Source organism: Cnuibacter physcomitrellae, assembly GCF_014640535.1.
GTDB classification, from domain to species: Bacteria; Actinomycetota; Actinomycetes; order Actinomycetales; family Microbacteriaceae; genus Cnuibacter; species Cnuibacter physcomitrellae.
Map to the genome: position 1 here is coordinate 251,554 of NZ_BMHD01000002.1, position 15,080 is coordinate 266,633.

A 15,080-nucleotide genomic window follows, 5' to 3' on the forward strand; every position below is an offset into this window, starting at 1 on the left:
CGTGCTGTGCGGTGTGTGACTCCGCAGCGGGTCGAAATGCTGCGTGAGTTCGACTATCGGGGCCGGACGAGGACGACTGGACGGATTCATCGGCAGAAATTCACGTGTTCTTCTGCTTGTCGGAAGAAGGGCCGTATGTCAGGGTCGGTGCATGACGCTGACGTCGCTGACCGCATCCGACGATGGAGTCATGCCCGACTCGCTCACCATCGGCCGCCGCATCCGCCAGCTGCGCACCGAGCGCGGACTCACCCTCGACGACCTCGGCGTCGCGATCGGGCGAGCCGCCTCGCAGGTGTCGGTAGTCGAGAACGGCAAGCGCGAGCTGCGGCTGGGCGAGCTGCAGCGCTTCGCGACCGCGCTCGACGTCACCCTCGACGATCTCCTCGACGCCAGCCCGCCGTCACGCCGGGCCGCGCTCGAGATCGCGCTCGAGCGCGTGCAGCGGGGCCCCCTGTTCGCGAGCCTCGGGCTGCCGCCCCTGCCCGTGCGGCGGTCGCTCTCGGACGAGGCGATCGAGACCATCCTCGGCCTCCACTCCGAGCTCGAGCGGATCCACACCGAACGCGCCGCGACCCCGGAGGAGGCCCGCCGCGCGAACACCCAGCTGCGCGGCGCGATGAGGCTGCGGCACAACCACTTCCCGGAGCTCGAGGCGGCCGCGCGCGAGCTGCTCGACGCGGTCGGGCACACGACCGGACCGCTGTCGCAGCGGCTCGTGTCGGAGCTCGCCGCGCACCTCGGGTTCAGCCTGCACTACGTGCCCGACCTGCCGTCGTCGGTGCGCTCCGTGCGCGATCTCGAGCACGGCCGCATCTACGTCCCGCTCAGTCAGCGACCGGATGCGGACCCGCGCTCGGTCGTGCTGCAGGCGCTGGCCGGTCACGTCCTGGGGCACGGGGTGCCGCAGAGCTACGCGGAGTTCCTCGAGCAGCGAGTGGAGACGAACTACCTCGCCGCGGCCCTCCTCGTCCCCGCCGCGGGCGCGGTGCCCCTCCTCGTCGCCGCCAAGGAGGCGCGCGAGCTGTCGGTGGAGGATCTCCGCGACGCCTTCGGCGTGAACTACGAGACCGCGGCGCATCGGTTCACGAACCTCGCGACCGAGCACCTCGGCATCCCCGTCCACTTCCTCAAGGTCGACTCCGAGGGCACCATCTCGAAGGCCTACGAGAACGACAGCGTGCTCTTCCCGACGGATGCGCTCGGCGCCGTCGAGGGGCAGACGGTCTGCCGCTACTGGAGCGCGCGGCAGGTGTTCGACGTGGCCGACCGCTTCAGCCCGTACCACCAGTACACCGACAAGCCGACCGGCACGTACTGGTGCACGTCGCGGATCCAGACGTCGTCGCGCGGCGAGTTCAGCGTCAGCGTCGGCACCTCCTTCGCGCACGCGAAGTGGTTCCGCGGCCGGGACACCACCACGCGGTTCACCTCGCGCTGCCCCGACGAGTCGTGCTGCCGCCGCCCTCCCGCGGAGGTGTCGAGCCGCTGGGCCGGCCGCTCCTTCCCCACCCCGCGCCTGAACTCCTCCCTCCACGCCGCGATGCCCACGGGCGCCTTCCCCGGCGTCGACACCACGGAGCTCTACGACTTCCTCACCCGCCACTCCCCCGCCGACTGAGGCGCCCGCCGGGCAGGCCCTCTCGTCGCTCGGGCGTCGGAGATCAGCTGCGGTAGACGTCGCGGCGGTGCGACACGGTGACGATCTGAACCACGACGCGATCGTCGTCGATCAGATAGATCACCCGATACTCGCCGCGTCGTGCCGAGTACATCGGCGCGAGCGGCTCCCGCAGTCGCTTCCCGACACGTCGGGGGTTCTCCGCGAGCGGACCGACGATGAACTCGAACGCGGCTGCTGCGACCGACTCGGGCAGCGACTCGGCGAGCGCCCGCTTCGCCGAGCGGGTGAACACGACCTCGTACATCACTCGGATGCGGTTCGGCGGTGCGCCATCGCCTCCCGGACGTCGTCGACCGAGTGCACGTCACCCACCTGCAGCTCCTCGAGCGCGACGTGGAGCGCCTGCACTCCGGGCTGATCGCTCAGGACGTCGATGGTCTCGAGGAGACCGTCGTAATCGTCCGCGCTCAGCAGGATCGCCATGCGGCGCCCGTTCCTCGTGACCTCGAACCGCTCGTGCGTGGAGTTCGCCGACTCGATGAGGCGAGAGAAGCCGGCGCGGGCGTCCGCGAGCGAGAGCGTCGTCATGTACAGGATTCTAGCGTAGTGACGGATGGTGTCCGCGCCGGGCAGGCCTGCGAGGACTCGCAGCGTCAAGGGGTGGCGGGCGGGGGCGGGGTGAGTAGGGTCGGGCATGACGGACGATGGGAGTCAGGATGAGCATCAGCGACGACGACATCACGGGCGGCGCAGCCGCGGGTGGCGAGGGCACCGCCGACGGCGGAGCGAACCCGAACGGACACGACGGCGGAGCCGACGGCTCGGCGTCGGCCGGGGAGGGCACCGCCGACGGCGGGGCGAACCCGGGCGGACACGACGGCGGGGCCGACGGCTCGGCGTCGGAGGGCGAGGGCCCGGCCGACGGCGGCGCGAACCCGAACGGACACGACGGCGGGGCCGACGGCTCCGCGTGAGCACCGACGTCGAGCGCGGGCCGAGCGATCGGCCCGCGCTCTCTCGCTGCATAGGAGTCTCGCCCGACACGTTCGCGCGGGAGTACTGGGGCGCCTCCCCGCTGCTCACGCCCGCCTCGGCTCTGCCGCGTGACTTCGACGACCTCTTCAGCTCGGCCGCGGTCGACGAGCTGGTGAGCCGACGCGGGGTCCGCACCCCGTTCATCCGCATGGCCCAGGAGGGCGACGTGCTGTCGCCCGGCCGGTTCACGGGATCCGGCGGGTTCGGGGCGGAGATCGCCGATCAGGTCGACTCGGCGAAGGTGCTGGCCCGCTTCGCCGACGGAGCGACGATCGTCCTCCAGGGCCTCCACCGCCTGTGGCCGCCCCTCATCGACTTCACGCGCGAGCTGGTCGACGACCTCGGGCATCCGGCGCAGGTCAACGCGTACGTCACGCCCGCCTCCTCGCGGGGCTTCGACCCGCACTACGACGTGCACGACGTCTTCGTGCTGCAGATCGCGGGCGAGAAGCACTGGCGCATCCACGCCCCCGTGCACGAGCATCCGCTGCGCGACCAGCCCTGGTCGCAGCACCGAGCCGCCGTCGCCGCCCGGGCCCAGGAGTCTCCGGTCATCGACGCCGTCCTCCGACCCGGCGACGCCCTCTACCTGCCGCGGGGGTGGATCCACTCCGCCGAGGCGCTCGGCGGCACGTCGGTGCACCTCACGATCGGGATGCCGTCGTTCACCCGCGACGACGTCCTGCGCTCGATCCTCGCTCGGCTCGGCGAATCGCCCGAGCTCCGACGCCCTCTGCCCCTCGGCGTCGACTGGACTGACGCCGCCGCCGTGCGTCCGCTCGTCGAGGAGACGCTGGAGGCGCTCCGCGCCGCACTGCCCGATGCCGACGAGCTGCCGGGCGACGTCGTGCGCCCGGTCGCCGACGCCCTCGCGGCCCAGCTCGCTGAGACCACACGCCCCGAGCCGGTCTCGCCGCTCGCCACGGTCGACGCGATCGCGCGCCTCGATGGACGCACGCGCGTGCGGTGGCGCGCTGGACTCCGGGCCCGGCTCGAGGAGTCCGACGGCCGCATCACGATCCGCTCGCGCGAGGGTTCGCTCTCCCTTCCCGCCGAAGCAGCGGACGCCCTCCACCGGCTCGCCGCCGGCGGCCCGATCGCCGTGGCCGACCTTCCCGGGCTCGACCCGGAGTCGGCCGTCGTCGTCGCCAGGCGGCTGCTGCGGGAGGCGGTCCTGGTCCTGGCGCCGTGAGCGCTCTCGCGCTCCCGAGCACGGGGCTGGGTGGCACAGCCTGGGAGCCCTGCAGCGACCGTTCGCGCGAACGCGACGATCCGCTGTGGGGCACCGCCGGCCGGGGACTGCGGTGGTTCCTGGTCGAGCTCGCGAGCGGATGGGGTCCCCGCGCGCTGCTGGATCCGCCCTTCGATCCGCAGCTGGGCGGGGCCCTGGTGTCGCGGACCGAACGGGCGGGCATACGACCGCTCGCCATCCGCAGGCCCGGCCGCCGCGACGCGGTGCCGCGCTGGCGCTGGGCCGTCGTCGACGCGCGTCCCGGGTCGGAGTCGGTGCGCTGGGGCGAGGTGGATGATCCGGATGACCTGCTCGACGTCCCGCTCGACGGATCGGCGGGCGTCCTCTCGGACCGCCCGATCTTCGCCGTGTGCGCCCATGGGCGCCACGACCAGTGCTGCGCGGTCCGTGGCCGGCGGGCGGCCCTGGACCTCGCGGCGGCCTTCCCCGAGGAGACGTGGGAGTGCTCGCATCTCGGCGGCGACCGCTTCGCCGCCACGATGGTGCTGTTCCCGCACGGCCTCGCCTACGGTCGCATCGACGACGCCGACGTCGCCGCGATCGCCCAGGGCTACCTCGACGGCCGCGTCGCCGAGCCGTGGTTCCGCGGCCGGACGTCTCTGTCGCACCCGGTCCAGGCCGCGCAGCACTTCGCCCGCGTCGAGTCCGGAGACGACCGCCTCGACTCCTTCGCTCCGCTGGCCGAGGGAGGGAGCCTCCACCACCGGGACGTCGGCCACCACGTCGTGGAGCTGGCCGGCGCCGACGGCGGCCGTGTCGTGGTGGAGCTCGCGGAGACGCTGTCCGCCCCGCTCCTCTCGACCTGCGGCACCACGCGTCCGGGCCGCGTCCGCGAGTGGGCGCTCACCTCGCTGCGCACCCTTCCCGCCTGAGCATTCCGCGCGAGAGTGACCGCCGAAAGGTCGCCTGAGAGCCGAGACGACGCTCATAGAGCCTCATGCGCGCTCTCAGGCGACCTTTCTGCGGTCATCTCGCGACGTCGGGGTCGCGTCAGGCGCCGACGGGAGCCGTGCGATACGCCGCGCCGGGGTGCGAGGCGGGCAGGTGCGCGGTCCCCTCGGGGAAGAGCCGCTCGCGCAGCGTGTCGCCCTCGTACTCGCTCCGCGCCAGGCCGCGGGCACGGAGCACCGGCAGCACGTGCTCGATGAAGTCGTCGTACGTCCCGGGCGTCATGTGCGGCTGGATGAGGAACCCGTCGGCACCCGTGATCCGGACGAACTCCTCCACCTGGTCGACGACGTCCTCGCCGGTGCCGACGAAGACGCTGCCGTTGATGCCCGTCACGCGGAAGTCCTCGATGATGTCGCGCACGAGCGGCGCCGGCTTGCCGTCGCGACCGAGGTAGCGCTGCAGGTTGGAGAGGCCGAGCTCGGTGCTCTGTTGCGTCAGCGGCTTGTCGGGGTCGAGGGCGAGGAGGTCGACGCCGGTGTTCCCCGCGAAGATCGCGGCGGCACCCTCGGGGGTCGACATCGCGAGCATCTCCTCGTGCGTGGCGCGCGCCTGCTCCGACGTGGCTCCGGCCAGGAACAGCGCGCCGACGAGCACCTTGATCGAGTCGGGCTCGCGTCCCGCGGCGACCGCCGCGTCGCGGATGCCCTGGATGTTGCGCGCCACGCGCTCCGGGTCGCCGCCCGCGACGAACACCGCCTCCGCGTGCTTGCCCGCGAACTCCATGCCGCGGCCCGAGGTGCCCGCCTGGACGAGGAGCGGCGTGCGCTGCTTCGACGGCGGCATGTTGAGCAGTCCGTCGGCCCGGAAGTACGGACCATCGTGGTGGATGACGCGCACCTTCTCCGGGTCGGCGTAGACCCCCGCCGCCTTGTCGCGCACGAGCGCGTCGTCGTCCCACGACCCCTCCCACAGCTTCAGCGAGAGGTCGACGTAGTCGTCGGCCATGTCGTAGCGCTCGTCGTGAGGGATGAGCGGCTTGCCCATGAGCGCGGCCGCCGTCGCTCCGGAGGAGCCCGTCACGATGTTCCAGCCGATGCGACCCTCGGTGAAGTGGTCGAGCGTGGCGAACCGGCGGGCGTTCGCCGCCGGGGGCTCGACCGTCGTCGACGCCGTGACGACGAAGCCCAGCCGCTCCGTCGCCGCGGCGAGCGCCGAGATGACGGGCATCGGGTCGCCGTGCGGGATGCCGCGCCCCTCGCGGACCGACGCCGGGATGAGCTCGCCGTCCATCGCCGGGAAGCCGTAGCTGTCGGCGAAGAAGAGGAAGTCGAGGCGAGCCTCCTCGAACTTCTTCGCCAGTCGGATCCAGTGCTGCAGCGAGGTGAAGTCCGCGGAGGTGTCGTCGGGATGCTGCCAGGCGGAGCCGATCGTCCCGTTGGGGCCGATGTACTGGAAGATCGCGAGCACGAGAGGAGAGGTCATACCGATATTTATGACATAAATATTGTTACGCTCGTGTGAACAGTGAGAGGGGACGCGGTGGCCGCATCCACCCGGAGGTCGACGTCGCCGCTCGACGACGACGCCGTCGTCATGGGCGAGCGCATCCGGTCGGTGCGGCACGAGCGCGGCCTCACGCTCGTGGAGCTCGCCGGCCTGACCGGGATGTCGCAGCCGTTCCTCTCGCTGGTCGAGCGCGGGCACGCACGGCTGAGCCTGACGTCGATGGCCCGGGTGTCGGATGCGCTGGGCATCCGCCAGGGTGCCCTGCTGGCCCGTGAAGCGACCGATCGCGAGGAGCTCGACGGCGTCGACGTGGTGCACGGAGACCACCGCGCCTCGCCGGTCGCAGGCTCGCGGCGCGCGTGGCAGCTGGCGCAGCTGCCCGGCGGGCTCTTCGGCACGGAGATGGTCGGGACGGAGCGCGACGGGGAGTTCGCCGCACACGCCGAGGAGGAGTTCGTGTACGTGCTCGACGGCGTCCTCGAGGTCGAGCTCCACGACGGATCCGTGCAGACGCTGCGCCGGGGCGACTCGATCGCCTTCGCCTCGGGCCGACGCCACCTCTGGCGCGCCGTCGACGACGACGGCTACCGGGTGCTCACCGTGACCTCTCCCCCGGGCGGCCCCTGAGGTCGACCCGGACCGAGCCCGGGCCGAGATCGGCCGAGCCCGGGCGGTGATCGGGACCCGACGGTACGGTGGGCCGCATGAGCGAGACCGACGGACCCGACCCCGCCCACCGCCGACCGGAGGGCCTCGACGACGCCACCGTCGAGGCACTAGGCAAGCTCAGCGAGGCGCTCGAGGTCATCGAGAACGCCCGTGGGTTCCTCTACGGGTTCCACCGCATGACCGGCCAGGCCGACCTCGCGCTCGGCGAGGCCGTGGCCCTGTTCCGCGACGCGGGGCACGAGGAGATCGCCGATCGGCTCGAGACCGAGCTCGTCGGGCGCAACGTGCTCGAAGGGCGCTGGACCTTCCAGATCGTCGAGGAGTTCGACGACGGCTACTGGGCCGCGTTCCGGGAGGCGGAGCGCCGTGCCCGCGACGAGCTCGCGGAGGGTCGGCGCCACCTCTTCGAGGCCGAGATGAAGGAGGACCGCCGCACGCACGGTCGTCGCCACCACGAGGCCCTCCCCGACGACAGGTCCACCCCGGACCGCGAGGCCCCGGGCTCGCGATGAGGCGGCTCGTCTACTACGTCGCCACCACGATCGACGGCTTCATCGCCGAGCCGGATCGCGGCGACCCCACGGGTCGCGCCTCCTTCCCGGTGACGGACGACGTGGTGCGCTTCATCGTGGAGACCTACCCGGAGACGCTCCCGGCCGCGGTGCGTGCCGCCCTCGGCATCGACGATCCCGGGCGCTCCTTCGACACCGTCCTCGAGGGACGGGGGTCGTACGAGGTCGGGCTGGCGGCCGGTGTCACCGACGCCTACCCCCATCTGCGCCACCTGGTCTTCTCCTCGACGCTCTCCGGGACACCGGACCCGGCGGTGGAGCTCGTGGTCGGCGACGCGGTCGAGCGCGTCCGCGAGCTCAAGCGCGAACCCGGCCTCGACCTCTGGCTCGTCGGAGGAGGCGGCCTCGCGCACTCGCTCCTCCCGGAGATCGACCGTCTCGTGCTCAAGGTCACCCCGGCGGTGATCGGAGCCGGTGTCCCGCTCTTCGACGGACCGTTCACCCCGCACTCCTTCCACCCGACCGAGGAGATCCGCCTGCCGGGTGGTGTGCGGGTGGTCACCTACGACCGGCAGGCCGCCGCAGACCCGGCCGAGACCGTCGAGCCGGCAGCCGGGGAGTGACCACGGGCATCCGCCCCCGGATGCGCTGAGCGCGAACCCTGGCCGCGTGTCGGATGAGCGGTGCACACTGGACGCATGCCTGAGCTCCCCGAGGTGCAGGCGCTCGTGACCGACCTCCGCGGCCGGCTCGTCGGGCGCCAGGTCGATCGACTCGACGTGGTGTCGTTCGCCGTGCTCAAGACCTTCGACCCGCCCGTGTCCCAGCTGCACGACCAGTCCGTCCTCGACGTGCGCAGGCACGGCAAGTTCCTCGACCTCGCCATCGGCGACCTCCATCTGGTGATGCACCTGGCCCGGGCCGGATGGGTGCGCTGGCGCGAGGCCGCGCCCAAGCCGGCCGGGCGGCCCGGCAAGACCGCGCTCGCCGCGCGGCTCGTGCTCGACGACGGCTCGGGCTTCGACGTCACGGAGGCAGGCACGAAGAAGAGCCTCGCGATCTACGTGATCCGCGATCCGTCCGAGGTCCCGGGGATCGCGCGCCTGGGGCCCGACCCGCTCGACGAGTCCTTCACGGAGGAGCGGTTCGCCGAGATCCTGGCCGGATCCGGGAGGTCGCAGATCAAGGGCGTGCTGCGCAACCAGTCCCTGATCGCGGGCATCGGGAACGCGTACTCCGACGAGATCCTCCACGTGGCGCGCATGTCCCCGTACAAGCCCGCCGCGATGGGGTCCGACGACGTCGCCCGACTCTACGAGGCCCTCCAGACCACCCTGCGCGAGGCGCTGGAACGGGCCGACGGACTGGCGGCATCCGAGCTGAAGGCCGAGAAGAAGTCCGGTCTCCGGGTGCACGGGCGCACGGGCGAGGCATGCCCGGTCTGCGGCGACACCATCCGGCAGGTCACCTTCGCCGACACGAACTTCCAGTACTGCCCCACCTGCCAGACCGGAGGGAAGCCCCTCGCCGATCGCGTCCTGTCACGTCTGCTGAAGTGAATCCCCCTTTGTGGGGGCGCGGCTCACCGCCCGGTCACCCCTAGAGTGGCCTGGACCACAAGGGTGAGGGGACAGGCGTGACACGTCGATTCGGCATGATGACCATGGCAGCGGGATCGGCGGCACTGGCCGTCGCCGCCCTGGTGGCGATCCCTGCGACGGCGAACGCCGCTCCGCAGGACACCGCCCTGGCGGGGCTCCAGTACGTCGCGCTGGGCGACTCCTACTCCGCAGGCTACGGTCTCACGCCGCTGACCGGCGAGCCTGTGCCCGGATGCGCGCAGGCCGCGGTCGACTACCCGCACCAGCTCGCGGCCGCGTACGACCTCGACCTCACCGACGTCACCTGCGCGGGCGCCTGGGCCACGAACATGACCACTCCGCAGGTCACTCCGGCGGGCACCGCCGACCCGCAGGTGGACGCCCTGAGCGCTGACACCGACATCGTCACTGTCACCCTCGGCGGCAACGACCTCGGCTTCGCCGACGTGGCCGCCGCATGCCTCGCGCTCAGCCCCACCGGCCCGGTGGCGGGGACGAACCCCTCCGATCCGTTCCAGGCGTCGAACTGCGAGAGCATCTTCGTCCAGAGCGGGGTCGACACGCTGGCACAGCGCCTCGCCGACGTCGTCGTGCCCGACATCGCCGCTGGGCTCGCGGCGATCAGGGCGAAGGCACCGAACGCGCAGGTGTTCGTCGTCGGCTACCCGGCCATCACCCCGGATGCCGACCACACGCCGACCGGACCGGCCGGTTGCTGGACGACCCCGCTCGACAACCTCCAGCCCGTCCCCGACAGCTTCCCGTTCACGACCACCGACGTGCCGTATTTGCACCAGATCGAAGAGGAGCTCGACCTCGCGGTCCAGGCGCAGACCGCGGCCGCCGGGGCCGGCTTCACCTACGTGCCGACGTTCGAGGCCACGCTCGCGCACAGCGCCTGCGCTCCCGCCGACGAGCAGTACGTCGAGGGCGTGACGCTCGCGAGCGACCTCACCTCCGCCGTGCCGGGGTCGCTGCACCCCAACGCGACCGGCGTCGCGTTCATCGCGGGGCAGCTCGCGCCGCTGTTCGAGGCCGCCTTCCCGGCTCCCGCCCCGCCCGCGCCGACCGCGAGCCCCGCTCCCACGTCGTCCGCCGCGGCCCTGGCGAACACCGGATCCGAGCCACTCCTGCCGCTCGGCCTCGCCGCCGGGGCGCTCCTCCTCGGCGGCCTCGCCGCGGCGAGCGCCCTGCGCCGGACGCGAGTCGGCCGCTGACCCGCGCGGGCCGGGCGGGCTCTGTCAGCCGCCCGGTCTCTCGGCCCGGAGCATCCTCGTGATCTCGCGTCGCGTGCGGAGGTCGAGCCTGACCAGGATGTTCGCCACGTGGAAGTCGATGGTCTTGCGCGAGAGGTGGAGCATCCCGCCGATCTCGGCGCTGGTGTGGCCCTCCGCCACGAGCTGCGCCACGCGGCGCTGCTGGTCGGTGAGCGCGGCGAGCACGTCGCCCGACCGCTCGGCGAGGGCGTCGCTGGTCGAGCGGATGATCCCGGTGCAGAGCGCGGCGAACCCCTCCGCTCCCAGGGTCAGCAGCTCGGCGCGCGCGTCCTCATAGTGGGTCAGCCCCTCCACCGGGTCGCCCAGGAGCGACACGTGGGTGCCTGCGACGATGCGCACCCAGGTGCGGCCGAGCGGGTCGTAGTCGCGGTCGAGCGCGTCGACGGCGAGCTGGGTCAGCCGCAGGGTCTCGGCGGTCTGCCCGTCGATGCGGGCGAGGATCGCGGAGTGGACGAGGCAGTACGCGCTGTCGGCGACGGCACTCCGGGCCCAAAGAGCGTGCAGCGCGCGGTACTCGTCGAGACGATCGAGGTGCCACAGCGCCAGCGCACGGAGGGCCGTCCACTCGGTCTCGTCGAAGACGGTCCGGTGCTGCTGCTGCTCGATGTCGTCGAGGGTGTCGTGGAGGGCCGCCCAGTCGTTGCGTCCGATCGAGCCGGCGACGAGCGCGTGCGACGCCAGAGTCGAGGCGATGAACGGGATCGGATGCGGCGCGCTCGTCGGCACCGACCTCGCGAGGCGCAGGGACTCCCCGAGTCGGCCGCCGAGGGCGGCCATGACGGCCCGGACGGCGGGCACGAGATGGTCGGGGACCGCGTCGACCTCGGACGGCTCAGCGAGCTGCTCGGCGAGGATCCTCGCTTCCTCCCACCGCCCTTGGCGGGCCCTCACCAGCGCCAGCTCCGCTCGAGCCCAGCGGGCGAGAGCGGGCCGCGCGGGCGCGAGCAGAGGAAGCGCGGCCGACAGGGAGGAGGCGGCTCCGCGCAGCTCTCGTCGCCCGTCGAGCACGCTCCCCTGGGCGAGCAGAGCGAACCCGTGGACCGCGCCGAGCATCCGAGCCGAGCGAGCCGGGGCGAGAGCGGTCGTCAGCGCCTCGAGCGCCGCGGAGGGAGCCGACGGCGCCCTGCTCGTGTGGAACTCCACGAGCGCCGACACACCCCTCAGATCGAAGCGGATGCCGGAGAGCACGTCCTCGCGGCTGCGTCCGTCCGACCGGGCGGAGTCCTCGGTGAGGTCGTCGAGGCCCTCGAGAAGGCGCGTCGTCCGGTCGACGCCCGCGACCGCATCCGCCCAGGATGCCGAGCTCGCCGCCTGCACCGTGGCATCGGCGGCCACCTGCGCGGCCAAGACCACGGCCTCGGCGTCGAGGCGCAGAGCGCTCCCGACGACACCGTCGAGGAGCACCTCCGCCCCTCGACGGTCGCCGGAGTGCAGGGCGTCGGCGGCGTCCACGAGGTCGAGGATCGCGTCGTCCAGGCCGGTGAGCAGGTCGGAGTGGGGCTTCAGGCGATGTACGCCGCCCGTGCGGACGGCCGTCGTCACCGCACGGAGCGCGAGCCGGCGTCGGTGCGCAGGATCGTCGACGTGGGCCACCCAGCGCAGGGAGGCGTCGAGGGCGTCGCCGGGCTCGACCTCGAGGCGCGGGTCGATGTCGTCGCCCATCCAGACCCTCTCCGTCCCCACCACGGGACGGAGCCGGATACGGGTGGACCCGCCGGCCATCGTTGTCCCTCCCCCGACGATACCGGCCCGGCGGTGGGGACGGGAGGCGCTCACCGTGCCCGTGCGGGCTCCAGGACGGCGCCGGACAGGCGGGAAGGGCGCTCCCCGTGCGGCGGAGCGCCCTTCCTGAGGTGAGTCCTACTTGAACGCGTCCTTGACGTTCTCGCCGGCCTTCTTGAAGTCGGCCGAGGTCTGGTCGGCCTTGCCCTCCGCCACCTTGGAGTCGTCGTCGGTCGCCTTGCCGAAGGCCTCCTTGGCCTTGCCGCTGACATCCTGGGCCGCGTTCTCGATCTTGTCTCCGAGTCCCATGGCTGCTCCTTCCGCTTGTCGTCGGGCGCTCGCTGCGCCTACGGACCAGCCTGGCCCTGCCCCGGACATCCGCCAGCAGGTCACATGGTGTTCTGAGCCAACTGGATCAGGTTGCCGCACGTATCGTCGAACACGGCGACGATCACGGGGCCCACGTCGGTGGGCGGCATGGTGAACGTGATGCCGAGGGCCAGCAGCCGCTCGTACTCCGCCTGCGCATCCTCGACCCCGAGGACGCAGTACGGGATGCCGTCGGCGACGAGGGCGTCGACGAACGGGGGCACCGCGGGGTGGGCCTTGGGCTCGAGCGAGATCTGCGTGCCGTCCGGCCGGTCGGGGTCGACGATCGTGAGCCAGCGGTGCTCGCCCAGGGGGACGTCGGCCGCGACCTCGAAGCCGAGCGCGGAGGTGTAGAAGTCGAGGGCCCGTTGCTGGTCGTCGACGAAGATGGACACGGTCTGGAGCTTCACGGTCTCGCCTCTCACGGTCTTGACCCTCTCTGGGGCCACCGCTCGGCGATCTGCGCGAGCGGGGTGGTGTCGATGGTGTGCACCCGGTAGCGGCCTCGACGCTCGGAGCGCACCAGCCCCGCCTGCTCGAGCACGTCGAGATGCTGCGTGACCGCCTGACGCGTGAGCGTCAGCCCGTGCCGCATCGAGAGCGTCGAGCACAGCTCGAAGAGCGTCTGCTCGTCGCGCTGGAGCAGCACGTCGAGCAGCAGCCGCCTCGTCTCGTCCGAGATAGCCCGGTACACGTCGACCACGCGGTCACCTTATGCAAGTCACGGCTTGCCCGTCAAGGGCCCCGTCGGCCCGCGGGTGCGGTGGGCGCGGAAAACTCAGGGGCTAGGGCCCCTCGTCCCGCCATCGTGGACGAGGGGGCTCATCCCCTGAATTTTCTCCGGCACCCTCACCGAGCCCCTGTGTGGGCGCGAGCGTCAGCCACTCCTCGTCGACGACGTAGCCCAGGGCGAGGCTGGCGCCGAGGCTCGCCGCGTTGCCCGCATCCCCGCCCGTGCGGAACCGTGTCTGCCCCTCGCCGAGGAGCGCCAGCACGGACGCCGCCTTCACCGCGGCCCCGATCCCTCGCCCGCGCCACGGGGCGTCGACCACGGTGAAGTCCGTCTCGACCACGTGCGGCTCGACCACGACGAACGTGGGCCGACGAGGCTCCCCCGCTCGTCGAACGCTCCCCACCCGCGTCGCGTTGGCGAGGGGGTCGCGCCCTCGGCCTTCAGGGGCGCGTGGGCGGTGGCCACGTCTCCGGGGTAGTCGCCGAGCGTTCGAGCGTCCAACGCCAGCACCGCGGTGGCATCGCGCGCCAGCAGCTCACGAAGGACGACGGCGTCGGCGACGCGCGACATCCGGTCGATCAGCGGCTGTCTCCCGACCGCCCCTGCGTTCAGCTCGGCCGCCCACGATCTCGCCACGACGATCCATCCGGCTCGTGCGAGCGCTGCTTCCTCCGGCGAGCCAGCCCGCACGACTCGACGCGGAGCGGAATCGACGGGAGCCTGCACCTCGCCGATTCTGTCACCCGGGACCGTCCGGGTGGCGCCGTTCAACTGCGGGGGGGGCGCCTGGGAGACGTAGTCGACCACGGTCTTGGGGCAACGGCGAGCGACAGTGCGTCGCCGCTGCTGGTGCCATGATGTCCTCCGGGGTTCTTCGAAGGACGGGGGGATGGACATTGAGGGCTCTGTGCACGACTGTCGATAGCGACAATGGACGGACGATCGGCGGCGTCGAGATCGGACGCACCTACACGGTGGTGAGCATGACGGTGTCTCCCACTGGGTCGTACCTCCGCCTCATCGATGGCGCCACCCCCGGCGTCTACCCTGGGTCGAGCTTCGAGATCGTCGACGGCGAACTCCCCGGCTCCTGGTCGGCGAAGGTCGAGGGCGACGGTCTGTTCACGCTCGAGCCGACAGCCTGGGGCATCCCTGACTTCTGGGTCCGATACTTCGACGGCGACCCCCTCGCAGTCGCGCTCTACGCCGCCGAGCTGCCCCTCCTCGACGGCAGACGACCTGCGGACAGGCGCGACCTGCCGACCTGGCTCGTCGCCTACACGGAGGTGACGGAGGTTCTCTCGTGGCAGCGGCTCTTCGAGGCCCTGGACGACGCGGGGCCATCCGACCGCGCTACTGCGGCGGCGCTGGTGACGCTCACCGGATCCACGAGCACGAGCTTTCCGCTCCACCTCCTCGACGCGGAGCTGCTGCACGCCCGACTGTTCCTGTGGCTCACAGATCATGGCGCGCGGCATCTCACGACCGAACTGGATCGGCTGCTCTACCGCCTCCGTTGGACGTCCGGACCATCGCTCCGCATCGCGCTTCTCGACGAAGAGAACCAGTCTCGTGCCACCGCGGTCTTCCTCGACGAGTCCGAGTTGCAGGTGATCGGGGCCTGTCGACTGTACGTCGCCGAGTGACGCCGGGCGGCTCGGCCTCGATGGCGGCGACCCGCCCGCCACGCGAGCTCCGCACCGACGCTCGGGTCATCGCCGGCACCGCGGACCGTGTCGCGCTGGTCGAGAGCGCCAAGCCCATCGCCCCGGGAAACGAGAAGGGCCGCCCGGAGGCGGCCCTGTCGGTGGAGCTAAGGGGATTCGAACCCCTGACCTTCTCATTGCGAACGAGACGCGCTACCAACTGCGCCATAGCCCCGCGGTCGC

At 72.0% G+C, this 15,080-nt stretch carries 18 protein-coding genes and 1 tRNA gene; 10 read left to right on the forward strand and 9 right to left on the reverse strand.

The features are described 5' to 3' along the window. The first annotated feature begins 151 nt into the window (after positions 1-151). Positions 152-1,621 (forward strand): helix-turn-helix transcriptional regulator, encoded by a 1,470-nt coding sequence (locus tag IEX69_RS18030; RefSeq protein ID WP_085018919.1) that lies wholly within the window; start codon positions 152-154, stop codon positions 1,619-1,621. A 43-nt stretch (positions 1,622-1,664) separates the two neighbouring features. On the opposite strand, the gene IEX69_RS18035 is transcribed toward IEX69_RS18030, so the two are convergent. Both IEX69_RS18035 and IEX69_RS18040 read right to left on the reverse strand, forming a co-directional pair. Then, the gene (locus tag IEX69_RS18035; protein ID WP_085018918.1) at positions 1,665-1,928 is read right to left on the reverse strand and encodes a type II toxin-antitoxin system RelE family toxin; all 264 of its coding nucleotides are present in this window, start codon (positions 1,926-1,928) and stop codon (positions 1,665-1,667) included. Beyond that, on the reverse strand, positions 1,928-2,212 hold the full coding sequence (locus IEX69_RS18040) for a type II toxin-antitoxin system Phd/YefM family antitoxin (RefSeq protein WP_217348677.1): 285 nt from the start codon (positions 2,210-2,212) through the stop codon (positions 1,928-1,930). The genes IEX69_RS18035 and IEX69_RS18040 overlap by 1 nt, the downstream gene beginning before the upstream one ends. Positions 2,213-2,340: 128 nt before the next feature. Here IEX69_RS18040 and IEX69_RS18045 point away from each other — a divergent pair, with 128 nt between their 5' ends. From IEX69_RS18045 to IEX69_RS18055, 3 genes are read left to right on the forward strand one after another with little or no spacing between them, the layout of a single operon-like run. Then, complete coding sequence (locus tag IEX69_RS18045; protein ID WP_085018917.1) at positions 2,341-2,598, forward strand: BatC protein; 258 nt, start codon at positions 2,341-2,343, stop codon at positions 2,596-2,598. After that, positions 2,595-3,851 (forward strand): cupin domain-containing protein, encoded by a 1,257-nt coding sequence (locus IEX69_RS18050; RefSeq protein WP_085018916.1) that lies wholly within the window; start codon positions 2,595-2,597, stop codon positions 3,849-3,851. Before IEX69_RS18045 ends, IEX69_RS18050 begins: the two co-directional genes overlap by 4 nt. Next, positions 3,848-4,783, forward strand: a complete 936-nt coding sequence (locus IEX69_RS18055; protein WP_217348675.1) for a ferredoxin family protein — start codon at positions 3,848-3,850, stop codon at positions 4,781-4,783. Before IEX69_RS18050 ends, IEX69_RS18055 begins: the two co-directional genes overlap by 4 nt. 118 nt (positions 4,784-4,901) lie before the next feature. On the opposite strand, the gene IEX69_RS18060 is transcribed toward IEX69_RS18055, so the two are convergent. Continuing rightward, positions 4,902-6,284: an NtaA/DmoA family FMN-dependent monooxygenase gene (locus IEX69_RS18060; protein WP_085018915.1), complete on the reverse strand. Its 1,383-nt coding sequence runs from the start codon at positions 6,282-6,284 to the stop codon at positions 4,902-4,904. Between the two features lie 57 nt (positions 6,285-6,341). Between IEX69_RS18060 and IEX69_RS18065 the strand changes: the two genes are divergently transcribed. The 5 genes from IEX69_RS18065 to IEX69_RS18085 all read left to right on the forward strand — a co-directional run bounded on the left by IEX69_RS18065 (position 6,342) and on the right by IEX69_RS18085 (position 10,307). Beyond that, a complete protein-coding gene (locus IEX69_RS18065) occupies positions 6,342-6,935 on the forward strand; it encodes a helix-turn-helix domain-containing protein (protein ID WP_085018914.1) in 594 nt (197 codons plus the stop codon). Between the two features lie 77 nt (positions 6,936-7,012). Then, entirely contained in the window at positions 7,013-7,489 is a 477-nt protein-coding gene (locus tag IEX69_RS18070; protein ID WP_085021368.1) for a hypothetical protein, read from the forward strand. Then, a complete protein-coding gene (locus IEX69_RS18075) occupies positions 7,486-8,112 on the forward strand; it encodes a dihydrofolate reductase family protein (protein WP_085018913.1) in 627 nt (208 codons plus the stop codon). The genes IEX69_RS18070 and IEX69_RS18075 overlap by 4 nt, the downstream gene beginning before the upstream one ends. Positions 8,113-8,187: 75 nt before the next feature. Further along, positions 8,188-9,048, forward strand: a complete 861-nt coding sequence (locus tag IEX69_RS18080) for an Fpg/Nei family DNA glycosylase (protein ID WP_085018912.1) — start codon at positions 8,188-8,190, stop codon at positions 9,046-9,048. Positions 9,049-9,125: 77 nt separating this feature from the next. Then, positions 9,126-10,307: an SGNH/GDSL hydrolase family protein gene (locus tag IEX69_RS18085; RefSeq protein WP_157127111.1), complete on the forward strand. Its 1,182-nt coding sequence runs from the start codon at positions 9,126-9,128 to the stop codon at positions 10,305-10,307. 24 nt (positions 10,308-10,331) lie between these two features. Here IEX69_RS18085 and IEX69_RS18090 read toward each other — a convergent pair whose 3' ends face one another. The 5 genes from IEX69_RS18090 to IEX69_RS18110 form a co-directional block, all read right to left on the reverse strand. Next, the gene (locus IEX69_RS18090; RefSeq protein WP_174604412.1) at positions 10,332-12,029 is read right to left on the reverse strand and encodes a LuxR C-terminal-related transcriptional regulator; all 1,698 of its coding nucleotides are present in this window, start codon (positions 12,027-12,029) and stop codon (positions 10,332-10,334) included. 198 nt (positions 12,030-12,227) lie between these two features. Further along, a complete protein-coding gene (locus IEX69_RS18095; protein ID WP_085018909.1) occupies positions 12,228-12,398 on the reverse strand; it encodes a CsbD family protein in 171 nt (56 codons plus the stop codon). An 80-nt stretch (positions 12,399-12,478) separates the two neighbouring features. After that, positions 12,479-12,868: a VOC family protein gene (locus IEX69_RS18100; RefSeq protein WP_085021367.1), complete on the reverse strand. Its 390-nt coding sequence runs from the start codon at positions 12,866-12,868 to the stop codon at positions 12,479-12,481. Between the two features lie 11 nt (positions 12,869-12,879). Then, positions 12,880-13,161 (reverse strand): ArsR/SmtB family transcription factor, encoded by a 282-nt coding sequence (locus tag IEX69_RS18105; protein WP_085018908.1) that lies wholly within the window; start codon positions 13,159-13,161, stop codon positions 12,880-12,882. Between the two features lie 82 nt (positions 13,162-13,243). Then, positions 13,244-13,546, reverse strand: coding sequence for a GNAT family N-acetyltransferase (locus tag IEX69_RS18110; protein ID WP_174604411.1), 303 nt, complete (start codon positions 13,544-13,546; stop codon positions 13,244-13,246). A 628-nt stretch (positions 13,547-14,174) separates the two neighbouring features. Between IEX69_RS18110 and IEX69_RS18115 the strand changes: the two genes are divergently transcribed. Continuing rightward, a complete protein-coding gene (locus IEX69_RS18115; RefSeq protein ID WP_157127110.1) occupies positions 14,175-14,837 on the forward strand; it encodes a hypothetical protein in 663 nt (220 codons plus the stop codon). Between the two features lie 162 nt (positions 14,838-14,999). Here the strand turns inward: IEX69_RS18115 and IEX69_RS18120 are convergent. Further along, positions 15,000-15,072 (reverse strand) — tRNA-Ala (locus IEX69_RS18120). Positions 15,073-15,080 lie beyond the last annotated feature (8 nt).